Below are 12167 nucleotides of genomic sequence, written 5' to 3' on the forward strand. Positions count from 1 at the left end.
TGCGGGTCAATACAGCTAGGGCGTGTTTCGGAAGGAGCGTCGTCCGCCCGGAGGGCGGGCTCGGCGGCGTCCGGTGCGTGCGATCGCAAGGCGGAGGGCCGCCCCGATACCGGATGTATCGGGGCGGTCCCGACAACGCCGCGAGCGTGCGTGCCGGGCGTCGCCGAGCAGGCGGGACTTTCGAAACACGCCCTAGTGATCTGAGCCAGAGGTTCGCCGGCCCCCGCCAAGGCCAGGGTGCGGGCCAGTCCCACGGGGGCGCGCGGGCCGAGTCGTACGCCTGAGGTCCAGACGGTACGTGAAGGCTGGAGCGTCGTGGTTCCGCGGAGAATCTCCGTCTCCAGCCTCAGTTCCTCCCGCGGGTCCGTTCGCGCTGGGCCCCCGCGGAGCCGGTCACGTCGGCGTAGGCGGGGCCGCGCCAGGCCGCGAGGGCGGCGCCGAGATCGGTCAGCGCCTCAGATGTATGCCGGGCGCGGGCCAGGGCGTCCTCGAAGCGGTGGACGTCCACGGGGTCGCGCGGCAGGCGCAGCGCGTAGCCGGGCCCTTCGGGGACCTCGGGTTCTGACACGGCTTCCGTGATGGGTCACCGCGTGGGAGCGGCAGCCAGGGCGTCGGCGAGCCGGGCGACAGGATCATCGGCGATCTGGTGACGGGATCGCTGGGTGGGCCAGGTGGAGAAAGCGTCGTCCGCCCAGCGCGGGATTACGTGGAAGTGCAGATGGGGTACTGACTGCTCAGATCCGGGCCCACTGGCATTCAGGACGTTGACGCCTCCAGCCTGCAACGCGGTCCGCATCATCGCGGCAACCTGCTGGACCAGTGCCATCGTGTGCGCCAAGTCCTCCGGAGGAATATCGAAGATATCCGCCCAGTGGGCCGTGGGAACCACCAGCGTGTGACCTGGCGCGAGGGGATTCAGCGGAGCGAACGCACTGGCCACGGGTCCTCGCGCCACCCACCGCGCGTCATCGTCCCGGATCAGATGGCAGAAGGTGCAGTCCATGTGCGCTGACCTTGCCAGAGTCCGCACCGCCCCTGCCAACTGTGTCGCCAGGCGTCTCTTCACTGAGCTTCTTCGAGTCGACTACCGGTCGGGTGATGACCGTGAAGCACAACGAGCGAGGTCCCCGGCCTGTTGATGGAAATGTCCGACGTCTCCATCAGGTTGCTCGGGGGCCTCGCTGGTCGTCCATCCTGCCGCACGCACTCGTCGAGTGGGTCGCCATGCCGACCGTCACCCGCCAGGGCGACCGACGCCGCAAACTCCGCCCCTTCCAGAGCGCGTTGGTGGCACGGGTGTACCTGCGCGAGCACACCGCACTCGCGAGGATCGCCGCCGGGTTCGGAATCAGCGAGTCCACCGCTCCCGCCTACCCCGGCGCGGTCGTCGATCCGCTCGCCGAACGTTCGCCGGATCCGCTCAAGACGCTGCGCGGACACCAACCCGGCTTCGTCCTGCTCGACGGCGCCCCCGCCGAGTGCGACCGAGTCGGCGACGGCCGGGCCGGCTACTCCCGCAAACACCGGCGCCACGGGGTGAACGTGCAGGTGGTCACCGATCCCGGCGGCCGACCGGTGTGGCTTTCACCCGCCCTGCCGGGCCGCGCCTACGACCTGCCCGCAGCGCTTCTGTGCTGCCCGTCTGATGTCCGGTACGAAGCGTGGGAGCCGTATTTCGGGTGTATTCGGGTGTAGAGCGTCACTCTCGCGCCGTTGACCTCACTCGTCGTGTGCGCGCGGAAGTGGCGTCGCAGGGTATCCCTTTTCGCTTCTTCTCGCGGGTCCCCCGGTGCGTACGTGCCTGCTGCCCTCACGACGACGATCCGGTCGAACCGCTTCATACGGGCGGCGATCTCAGGGGCAGGGTGCTCGACACCCGCGAGGGTGTTCGATGCCACGGGGTCTCGCGCCAGGGCGATATCCACCAGGAGGCGTGTGTCGTCGGGATCGGCGGCGGTCAGCGTCCGGTGCTGACCGGAGAGGTAGAGCAGTCCGTCGCCGGCGTGGCCTGCCGTGCGGACGGCGGCGCCGATGGCTGAGGCGTCGTTACTCCGGCTCTGGGGCGTCCTCAGCGAGCTGCTCAGCGGCGCGAGCGCTACCAGGGCCGCGGGCACCGCGACGTACACGGTCCAGGAGTATCGCGGCAGCCTGTGGACGTACTCCAGGAAGGCGCCCAGCAGAAGGGCGAGCCCGATGTCGCCGAAGAGGACGTACCGGTCCACGAAGATCGGCTTGGCGAGGGAGACAATCAGCAGCAGAGCGCCCGGAAGCACAAGAAGCGGAACAGCCAGTACGGTCAGCCGGACAGCCCCTCGGCTCCGCAGGGGCGCTCGTGTGCACACCAGCCCGACCACCACCGCAGTCAGCCAGGGGTAGGGGCGCACCGGCCCGCCGATCCAGGACACCTGCTCCGACTGGCCCGCGCTGACGATCGCCAGCGGCAAAAGCGCTGCCACCACGCCGCCGGCGGTGACGCTCCACGCCCTCAGCACAGCCTTCGGAGGGCGCGAGACGATCACCGTGACACCGTGTGCGACAAGGGCCAGAACCGCGAACTCGTGGAGCAGGCAGGCCAGAAGCATGGCGAAGCCGTACACGGTCCACCGCCAACGGCCGCGCCGTGACGAGCTGATCACGAGGGCGCAGGTCGCCCAGGTGACCAGTGCGCAGACCACGGCGTAGGACCGGCCCTCCTGGGCGTACTTCTGCACCTGAGGGAGGAGGGCGAATACAAGCCCAGCCGTCGCTCCGGCACGAGGTCCCGCCAGGCGCAAGCCGAGAAGACCCACTCCACCCGTCGCAGCGGCCATGGCCAGTACGGACGGCAGCCGCAGGGAAAGCAGCTCGGCGCCGAACACGTCGAAGACGAGGTGCATCACCGCGTAGTACAGAGCGTGGACGAGATCGACCTGCTGCACCGTCTCCCACAGCTGGTACCACTCGCGTTGCGCGAGCCGGTAGGTGACGGCCTCGTCCCCCCACATCGTGTTCTGTCTGCGGATGCCCCACATTCCCAGGGCAAGGGACAGCGAGGCGGGAGCGACGACGGTCAGGGCCCTCACCGAGACGGAGGGCAGCCGGGCAGTGGGCGGCTGACCCGGGAGCCCGGCGGCGGGAGCGGGGGCGGGGGCGGGCGCGCGTACAGCGAGCGACATCGTCGGAAGGGCCTTTCAGGCGGCGTGGACATCGCCAGCGTGCCCGGCCCGCTTGACCGGCTGCTGACCCAACCTGACCGGTCGATCAGGAACGGCTCCGGGCCCCGTGCGAGGCTACGAAGCATGCGCATCCTGGTGGTCGAAGACGAGGTGGATCTCGCCCGCACCCTGCACACCGGTCTGACGGCCGAGGGGTACAGCGTCGATCTCGCCCACGACGGGCGGCAGGGGCTGTGGATGGCCAGGACAGGTGAGTACGCCGCCGTCGTCCTGGACTTGATGCTGCCCGGCCTCAACGGCTACAAGGTCTGTGCCCAGCTGCGCCGCGAGAGCAACGCGACTCCGATCCTGGTGCTCACCGCCAAGAACGGGGAGTGGGACCAGACGGAGGCATTGGACACGGGCGCCGACGACTACCTGGCCAAGCCCTTCTCCTACCTGGTGCTCCTCGCGCGGCTCCGGGCCCTGGTCCGACGTGCCGCGGCCGTCGCCCCACCTGTCCTCGCCGTCGGGGACCTCTCGCTGGACGTCGCCGCCCGGGTCTGCCGTCGGGCGGGCGCCCGGGTGGACCTCACCACCCGGGAGTTCGCCGTACTGGAACTGCTGGCCCGGCGGGCGGGGCAGGCTGTTTCCAAGGCGGATCTGCTCTACCACGCGTGGCCCGATGACGCCCTGGACCCGAATCTGGTGGAGGCGCGTGTCAGCGTTCTGCGCAAGAAGGTGGACGCCCCGTTCCATCGGCACTCCCTGCAGACCGTGCGAGGCATCGGCTACCGGCTGGTTGACGACCGTGAACGCGGCTGAGTCGCGACGGCGTTGGTGGCCCCGGTCCGTACGCGCCCGTACCGCCGTGACCGTCGCCTTGACCGCCGCAGTCGTCCTGCTCGGCATCGGCTGGTGGCTGCACCACGACGTCTACCGCCAAAGCGCCCAGATCGCCCAGGACCAGGCCCAGGCCCCGCTGCTGGCGCTCGCCGACCAGCTACGGCAAGGAGTGATCCCCAGCCCGAGGAGCGCCGTGCCGTACGAGGTGGTCGCCACCGGACGCAGCGCCCCCGTCGCGTCCGGCGGAGGGATGAACGCCTTTCCTCCCGGCAGCCGCCATGTGTTTCCCGAACCACCCGCCTCCTCCACGCCCATCGATGATCCCGATGCGGGCTTCGGCTATGTGAGCTACGAACTGCGCGTCCCGGAGCGCAGCGACGCCGTCCGCGGCTTCGACCTGGGCGGCGGGACCTACCCCGTTCTCACCACCGACGTCTGGGCCGGTGAACTGACCCGGGAGCAGCGAGCCGGCCTGGGCCTTTCCCCGGACGCCACCATGCGGGTCTACGTGGTGGTGCTCCCCCACACCGCCGAGGCGATCACCGCCAACATCGGATTCCTGCTGCTGCGAGCCGGACTCGCCGGCCTGCTGCTGATCTCCGCCGTCACCTATTTCACCGTACGCATCGCCCTGCGGCCGGTCGAAGCGATCCGCACAGCCACCGCCTCGGTCACCGCCGGTGACCCGAGAGAGCGAGTCACCGTACCCGCCACAGGACACGAGATCACCGCCCTGGCCACCACCATCAACACCACCCTGCAACGCCTCGACGAGGCAGCAGCCCAACAGAGACGCTTCGTCGCGGACGCCGCACACGAACTCCGCAGCCCCCTCACCGCCCTGCTGACCAGCCTGGAAGTAGCGCTCGCCTACCCCGAACGCACCGACTGGCCCGCCGCGGTCGACACCGCGGCGCGGCAGACCCGACGCCTTCAGAACCTCGCCGAGGATCTGCTGCTCCTCGCCCGCCTCGACGCCCCCACGCCCGCGATGGACAGCGGTTCCATCGACCTGGCCGCCCTGGCCCGCCGCCTCGTCGAGCAGGGCGTCCCACCGGACGGGCCGGTGACCCTCACGGCCCACACCACCGCTCCCGCATACGTGCACGGCAGTCCCGGCGACCACGAACGACTCCTGCGCAATCTCATCGACAACGCCGCCCGCCACGCCACAAGCCGCGTCCGGGTCACCGTCCGGAACCAGCCCGAACACGTCGAACTGTCCGTCCACGACGACGGCCCGGGCATCCCCGCCGAGGAGTCCGAGCGGATCTTCGAACGTTTCGTCCGGTTGGACGAAGCCCGGGCCCGGGGCCACGGAGGCACCGGCCTCGGTCTCCCGATCGCCCGCGAACTCGCCCACCGCCACCGGGGCAGCCTCGCCCTGGTCCCCTCGGAGGCCGGAGCATGCTTCCGTCTACGCATCCCCCGAGTAGCCCCGGGCCGACCTGACGCCGACGACCTCCGACGAGATCGCCCTGACGGTGCGAGGACCGCCGGCCGGCCCGCTCCGGACAGCCCTGCGCGCTGACGGGCCGTCGACCTGGGCACCGATTCCGCCCGGCACCGCCCGCCGACCCGCTCGTCGCAGTCGGCTCGTGCCGACGTGGCGCCCGGGCGTGCGTCCCTGCCGCCCCCACGCCTCCGGGCCCGAGGGCGGGAGGTGCAAGGTGACGCCTTGCCGGCTACAAGGTCCCGCGCCAACTGGCCCTGAACGGCCGTATCCAGCGCCCCCCAGCGGCAAGGCCGACTCTTCCGGGCCCGCACGATGGTGGTGGACGCGGACGCGAGGGCGGAGGGATCCGTCCAGGAGCGGGTTCCTTATAGTCCTGGGGCCGTCCTGGCCTTCAGGGCGGGGGGACGCGGAGACCCCTACGTCCGCTTGTGAGCTGATATGAGAAGATTCGCGGCCCGATGGCTGCACGCGTGGGCGCCCGCTCTGGCCGTCGTCCTGCTCCTCGGGGGCCAGGCCACACCCGCCACGGCCCTCGTCCCCGGGGATCCGACAGCGACCGGCTACACCCGCGAGTCGGTGCGCGCGGCGACCTGGAACATGTGCGGGGAGGCAGGCGGTGGGACCGCCTCGGATGCCGGGTACTGCCCCTGGCGGAACGGCGCCGCCACCGGACGGTACGACAAGGACGGTTTTTCGATTCCCGACGGGTCCGGTCCGCGCAGGAAGATGGAAGGCGTCGTCCGGCTCATCAACGAGCGCAAGCTCAACGCCGTGCTGCTCCAGGAGGTCTGCGTCGGCAGGACACCGGGCGACGCCACCGGAACGAGCCACCTCGACGAACTCAGGAAGCTCCTTCCGGCGGGCGAGTGGAGCTTCGCCTCCGCAGGTGTGACCCGGCCCGACGACCCGCACGGGGTGGAGCCCGAGCGTAGGGATCCCGAACTCCTCGACTCCGAGGGATCGGACTGCCGTGGCGATCACCTGACCGGCACACTGAGCAACGCCATCGCCGTCAAGGGAAGGATCACCTGGCGGTCGGAGGACGACTTCGGGACTCCGGTCGGCACCGGCCTCTCCATGAACAGCGGCACCATCCTCTGTGCCGAGGTGGAGGGCTGGGAAAGCCACCTGTGCAGCACGCACATCTCCAACTTCCACTCCGACACGACGAAGGAGAAGAAGGAGCCGCACTGGGAGGTCCCGATCTCGTCGGGGACGGCCGCGATCTACTACCAGAAGCAGCTCGACATCGTCGAGCGGGTCGTGAAGCAGTTCCCGTCCGTGGTCCTGGGCGGTGACTTCAACACCAGCAACCAGACCACGCTCAAGCCGCTCTACGACCTGATGGCGGAGTGCGACCAGCGGGCGTACTTTCCCGGCGACGCCGTCAACGAGCACACGAAGCTCACCCGGGACAACGAGGTCAAGCGGGCCGACGGCGGGTACACGTCGTACACCATGACCTCGTCCAAGATCGACTACCTGTTCTCGACCGACGGCTTCACCGGCTGCGACTCGCGGACGGAGTTCGGCGACCGCACGGACTACCTGGTCACGACCCAGCCGGAGTGTCACCTGGTCAAGAGGAACTGCAGGCCCGACGACGACGCCTACTCCGACCACACTCCCGTCTACGGCTACACCGAGGGAGGCCCTGTCGTCTCCTGGAAGCTCGACGGCAGCGCCACCGCGACGAGCGGCCCGACGGCCGAGCTGAACGGCGCGAGCAGTGACGGTACGAGCGACTGGCGGGCGGCCGAGCACGGTGGCGCGCTGTACATGGACGGCCGGGTGGACGAGGCCGTCGTCGCCCGCGCTCCCGCGATCGACACCACCCACAGCTTCACCGTCTCCGCCTGGGCCAAACTCGACGCCGACGCGGACACGGCCGCCGTCGTGTCCCAGGACGGCACCCGGGTCAGCGGCATGATCCTCTTCTACAACGCGGGCGACAACTCCTGGCGCTTCGGCCTGCCGAGGGCCGACGCCGACGGCTGGAACATCGACCAGGCCGTCGCGCCCGGCGCGGTCAAGGGCCGGTGGACCAGGCTCACCGGCGTGTACGACGCCTCCACCGGCAAGGTGAGCCTCTTCGTCGACGGCACGAAGAAGGCCGAGACCACGCACACCGCCAGGTGGTCCGCGACGGGCCCCTTCGTCGTCGGCCGAGACCTCGTCAGCGGCGTGCGCAACGCCGGCTTCAAGGGCCACCTCCAGCGGGCCGAGGCCTTCTCCTACGCCCTGCGCGACGACCAGGTCGCCTCGTACTCCGGGACCATGACGGCCCCGACCGACAAGAGCGTCGCGATGCCCGTCGCCGAAGGCATGAACTCCCAAGGATGCCACCAGCACGGCGACCTGTACGGGAACGCCTTCGGCACCGCCGCCACGCGCACGCCGACACTCACCGCGACGGTCCGGCACCCCGACCCGTCCAAGGACGTGTGGGCCGAGTTCTCCCTGTGGGACAACACCACCTCGACCCAGATCCTGAGCCTGGGCACGCCGGGCTCGAAGAGCTCCACGGTCAAGGGCCAGGGCACCGTCTCCCTCACCGTCCCCACGCTCACCCCCGGCCACAGCTACGGCTGGCGGGTCCGGACGGCCGACGCGACGACCAACAAAAACCCCGTCTCCGCCAACTGTCACTTCCTGACGCCCGCCGCCTGATCCTGGCAGGCGAATCCCGCGTGCCCAGGCCGGAGGTCTCCGGCCGGGGCACGCCCTGTTCCGTACGCCTACACGGGCAGGGCCTCCAGGGACCACGCGCCTTCGGCCACCCCAGCGCGGGGCCCTCCCGCCCCCCTCGGAGTCCGGCCCCGGAAGTCCTTCAGCCTCGTGTGGGCGAGCAGGTCGAGGCCCGGCCTGTCGTCCACGGACTCCCCCATGAACGAGCCGTCGTCCGACCGCTCCGTGTCGACCACGTAGAAGCCGGTCGGCAGAGGCTTGCCCACGGTGAACTCCTGCGCCCCGGCGCCATCCAGGACGAACTCCGGGGAGCGCGTGCCCCAGACCTCTCGTGTACACGTCGTCGGCCCGCCGGGACAGCAGCACTTCCGGGCCCCGATCTCCGTCGCGGACGGCGAGCAGGTGCACGTCCACCGGCATGGTGTGCCGTCCGCCGCTCACGCCTTGCCTTCCGGACGTCGGGCCGGCAGCACGGTGGACATCTCGTCCTGGACGAGGCCGACGCGCTCGCTGTAGCGCTCCAGCAGCTCCAGGACTTCGGTTTCGAAGCGGTCGTGACAGCCGCCGAAGAGGTCCGGGCGGGCGAAGCTCGTGCCGCGCAGGTGGCCGAGGGCCTGAGCCGGCGTCCAGACCACGGCACCGGGCATACCGATGGCGCTGTGCGGGGCTATCCGCTCCCACGCCGCACCTGCCGCAGATCCCACATCAACCCGAACCGCATGACCGTCATCACCAAAGCCGTCCTCCCCCTGGAGAGGCACCGCTGAAAACGCTCAATGATCAGACAGGTGCTGGGCCGCAGGGCGTGGAGTTTCAGAGCGCCGTCATCGCGCCAGCCGGGGAGGCTTCTGCAGCTCGAACCGGATGAGATCTCCGGTGTGTGTGTTCGGTTGGGAGACCGTCTTCATTCCGATGAGGGCGTTTCGCGTATTCCTCAGCTGTTCAAGATTCCGAGGCAAGGACCTCTCGATGGTCCTCAAGAAGCTCTTTCGGACGAAGTCCGACTGCGCCCTCCCGGCCTTCTCGATGTTGTCGGCGGCAGAGTTCAGCGATTCCCTGAGGATCGTCCAGCTGTTGGCGGTGTTCTGCAGCGCGGTGGCCACTCCCCCTGCCTGGGCACCGAGGTCTGCCAGTCCGGCGCTGCATGCCGTCAGCAGCTTCACCCCGCTTTCGAGCCGTTCCTGCTTGGCGAGGAGCTCCTTCTTCTCGTCATAGAGATTCGCTAGCGCGATCCCGCTGCCGATACCTCCTGCGAGGCCACCGAGGATCAGGACACCGCCGCCGATGGCCACGCCGAGGCTCAGCCCGCCGGTGAAGATCGAAGTGCAGCATCCGATGACGATGAACGCCGCACCCGTCAGAATCGCACTCCCGCTCACCACTGCCCCCACGGAGGCGGCGGTGATCTTTTCGTTCACATTCTCCAGATCTCTCCGCAAGTCTTCCAGAATCCCATTCTCGCCGCTCACCAGAGTGTTGATCTCCACGGCGCACTCAGTGAACCCCCGCTTGTCGTCGCTGAAGGCAGTGACCATCCTGTCCGTACCGGAAGCGACCCTCCTCGTCTCATCCGTGAACTCGCCCGCCTGCTCACGCAGGAACCTCAGCATTTGCACCATCGCATCCGGATCTTCCTCGTCTTTGAGGGTTTCCGAAAAAGCACCCAGCGTGACGAAGTAGTTCTCGACCTTCGCCAGGAGTGCGATGGACTCAGGCTGTACCGTCCAGAGGTACTTTCCTGCATTGTCCGCGGCCTTGTTCAGCGCACCCTGAACCGTACCTTGAAAGCTCCGGACCTTTTCGTTGTCGATGCGACTGAAGTCCGGCTTCGGCTGCTGCATGATACTGAGAGCATGTGTTTGCACGAGCGCGGTCAGGGATCTTTGCGCGGCCACCTCGCCCCCAATTTTCTCCTGCTTTTCCAGGGCAGCGGCAAGTGCATCGCTCATAGTTTTCTCCCAGTCGTCCAGTAGCGAGTTTTCAGTTTCCGGTGACCGTGGCGCGCAGTCTCTCCGCCTGGTCCTGGATGGATTTCCACTTGATGACGCTCCAGCTGATCTCAGTGGCCAGCCAGGCGCCTCCATCGTTCTTCTTCGTCTGCTCCTCCAGCGTCGCCGCAAAAGATGCGACCACTTGGGCCCAGGCATCTGCGATTTCCTGGGCCGGGCGCATCACGCCACGCACGCTGCGCCCGTAAGCACCACATTCTGAATCGATCTTCTTCGCCATCTCCAGGCCCGACTTCAAACCGGCGATCTCCCGGTAGAGCGCTTCAACCTTCGCGCGGTCCCTGCGGAGCTTCTGGAGGGCCGCACCAACGGCACCGGACGTGATGTCTTCGATCCCCTCGTGCACATCCTCCGAGGTTTCCGGGGCGGGTTCACCGGAGGACGGCTTGTCCTCCTTCTTGCTCTTGCCGTCGCCCTCTCCCTTCTTCTTCGCGGCGTCCTTGAAGATGTCGAGGATGGTGTCGAGGATTTTCCGTGCGCCGCTGCCCACCTTGTGCGAGGCGGAGATGACGGCATCCAGGTCCTTCCGCACCTCTTCCTGCATCGCCTCCAGTTCCTTTGTCTTGGCGGCGATCCTGCCGTCGCCCCCGGAGATCTTCTTGATCTCGGCATGCGTCCGGTCGGCCAGGACTTCCAGCCGGTCCTCCGTCTCCTTGGAGAACTTCCCGTACTTGTCTGCGAGATCACGGGCATGCTGCTCATGCTCTTCGAAAATCGGCATCAGCTCGCCCAGAAAAGAAGCAACGCTCTCCGGGGACTCCACAGACCCCTCATGCAAGCTCTGGAGGAGGTCGGCCGCCCCTGCCATCAGGACAAGCTGATGGATCACCGAGGGAAGTTGAACGCTTCGGTACGTCCGCGCGTTCCCCCTGACCTCCTCCTGCGCCGTATGCATGGCGTGCTCATCGCTCGGGTCCACCGTGCCGACGGACACCTGCGCTTCGAGAACCAGGGCCCATACCTGCGCGACCTGAGCAGCGGTCACCAACCGTTCCAGGGGCTCTTCGAGGCCGATCGGGGCAAGCGTGATCCTGGCCGGAACGTTGGGGGCGACTTGTGATGACGTCATCGTGACTCCGTTGGGCACTGAAGAACGGGAAGGGCAGGGGAGGACAGGCCGGTCGAGAAGACTTCTCGCCCCGGTGCTCGGGTGCGCCGCCCGCAGACGGACACAGGGGGCCGGTGAGGGCCGGTGCCGGTCGGCGCTGTCCAGCGTCGGCCCCGGCTGCTCACCTGGTCCGGTCGATGCGCACGGCACGCCGATCGGACGGACCGGGAACAGCTCGGAGGAACGGTCAGGGGGCCGGGGTGCAGCGCACGATGGCGTCCTCGTACGGTCCCTCGGCGTGGACCTTCAGGCCTTCGAGTTCGCGGCCGTTCGCGGCGAGCTCCCAGCGGAGTCGGGCGGCCACCCATCCCCCCACGTACCCGCACCGCGCTTCCGGGGACGACGGCACCCAGTCCGCCGGATCCTGATCGTTCCTCTGCCGGTCGCTGCGCGCCGCCACCGCAGCCAGAGACGTCGCCTCCCACCAGGGAGGGGGCGTCGAGGCCACGTACAAGTTTCTTGATCACTATGGCGTTCTATCGGCCGCGCACCATCTTCGCGCCGCCCTCTGCCCCGTGCTCACCCTCCCGAGGGAAGGGGTTCACCGCAGAAACGCTCCGCCGCGCTCAGTACCTCAGGGGCGACGCCCCGTGCCGGAAGGCGCCCCACACTGCCCGGAAGCAGCCCCCAGGGATCGAAGCGGACGTCCCGATGTCCGAATCCCGGTGCCTCGAACTCCCCTATTCGCATCACCATTCGAGGTTGTGCCCCGCTTCGAGGTTGTGCCCCGCTGCATGGCGGTGCGCACGTAGCGGATGCACCGTTCCGGGCGATGTTCCCGGACCAGCACACCGCCGGGGGGCCTGCCGGCCGGTTTCCTCCGCGCACGGCGATGCCTTCGCCGCGGGCACGGCGCCAGCGGCGTCGTGGAGGTGCTCGCCCCGCGCCGAGCAGCCCGGACACGGCTGGAGTCGATCACCGCCCGA

10 protein-coding genes and 1 pseudogene are annotated in these 12167 nt (G+C 68.7%); 4 read left to right on the forward strand and 7 right to left on the reverse strand.

Annotation, left to right across the window (positions count from 1 at the left end; genetic code table 11):
• Positions 1-346: 346 nt before the first annotated feature.
• Both AMK24_RS34835 and AMK24_RS22145 read right to left on the reverse strand, forming a co-directional pair.
• On the reverse strand, positions 347-568 hold the full coding sequence (locus AMK24_RS34835) for an AfsR/SARP family transcriptional regulator (RefSeq protein WP_073770584.1): 222 nt from the start codon (positions 566-568) through the stop codon (positions 347-349).
• A gap of 15 nt (positions 569-583) precedes the next feature.
• Positions 584-1003, reverse strand: coding sequence for an HIT family protein (locus tag AMK24_RS22145; RefSeq protein WP_079190588.1), 420 nt, complete (start codon positions 1001-1003; stop codon positions 584-586).
• Between the two features lie 221 nt (positions 1004-1224).
• Between AMK24_RS22145 and AMK24_RS22150 the strand changes: the two are divergent.
• Positions 1225-1626, forward strand: a pseudogene (locus AMK24_RS22150) (transposase family protein); the annotation flags it as partial.
• Here AMK24_RS22150 and AMK24_RS22155 read toward each other — a convergent pair.
• On the reverse strand, positions 1608-3155 hold the full coding sequence (locus AMK24_RS22155; RefSeq protein WP_073770586.1) for a glycosyltransferase family 39 protein: 1548 nt from the start codon (positions 3153-3155) through the stop codon (positions 1608-1610). The pseudogene AMK24_RS22150 and the gene AMK24_RS22155 overlap by 19 nt on opposite strands.
• Positions 3156-3278: 123 nt before the next feature.
• Here AMK24_RS22155 and AMK24_RS22160 point away from each other — a divergent pair, with 123 nt between their 5' ends.
• The 3 genes from AMK24_RS22160 (at position 3279) to AMK24_RS22170 (ending at position 8106) form a co-directional block, all read left to right on the forward strand.
• Positions 3279-3959 carry a response regulator transcription factor gene (locus AMK24_RS22160; protein WP_073770587.1) on the forward strand — a complete coding sequence of 227 codons (681 nt, stop codon included), beginning with the start codon at positions 3279-3281 and terminating at the stop codon, positions 3957-3959.
• On the forward strand, positions 3946-5511 hold the full coding sequence (locus AMK24_RS22165; RefSeq protein ID WP_079190589.1) for a sensor histidine kinase: 1566 nt from the start codon (positions 3946-3948) through the stop codon (positions 5509-5511). Before AMK24_RS22160 ends, AMK24_RS22165 begins: the two co-directional genes overlap by 14 nt.
• Before the next feature lie 363 nt (positions 5512-5874).
• Positions 5875-8106 (forward strand): LamG domain-containing protein, encoded by a 2232-nt coding sequence (locus AMK24_RS22170; protein ID WP_073770589.1) that lies wholly within the window; start codon positions 5875-5877, stop codon positions 8104-8106.
• Between the two features lie 68 nt (positions 8107-8174).
• Here the strand turns inward: AMK24_RS22170 and AMK24_RS22175 are convergent, their stop codons facing one another.
• The 4 genes from AMK24_RS22175 to AMK24_RS22190 form a co-directional block, all read right to left on the reverse strand.
• The gene (locus AMK24_RS22175; protein ID WP_073770590.1) at positions 8175-8390 is read right to left on the reverse strand and encodes a hypothetical protein; all 216 of its coding nucleotides are present in this window, start codon (positions 8388-8390) and stop codon (positions 8175-8177) included.
• A 171-nt stretch (positions 8391-8561) separates the two neighbouring features.
• Positions 8562-8759, reverse strand: coding sequence for a hypothetical protein (locus tag AMK24_RS22180; RefSeq protein ID WP_199876480.1), 198 nt, complete (start codon positions 8757-8759; stop codon positions 8562-8564).
• A 189-nt stretch (positions 8760-8948) separates the two neighbouring features.
• Entirely contained in the window at positions 8949-10073 is a 1125-nt protein-coding gene (locus AMK24_RS22185; RefSeq protein WP_073770591.1) for an HBL/NHE enterotoxin family protein, read from the reverse strand.
• A 31-nt stretch (positions 10074-10104) separates the two neighbouring features.
• Positions 10105-11202: a hypothetical protein gene (locus AMK24_RS22190; protein WP_073770592.1), complete on the reverse strand. Its 1098-nt coding sequence runs from the start codon at positions 11200-11202 to the stop codon at positions 10105-10107.
• Positions 11203-12167: the final 965 nt, after the last annotated feature.

It is taken from the genome of Streptomyces sp. CB02366 (assembly GCF_001905905.1).
Classification (GTDB): Bacteria; Actinomycetota; Actinomycetes; order Streptomycetales; family Streptomycetaceae; genus Streptomyces.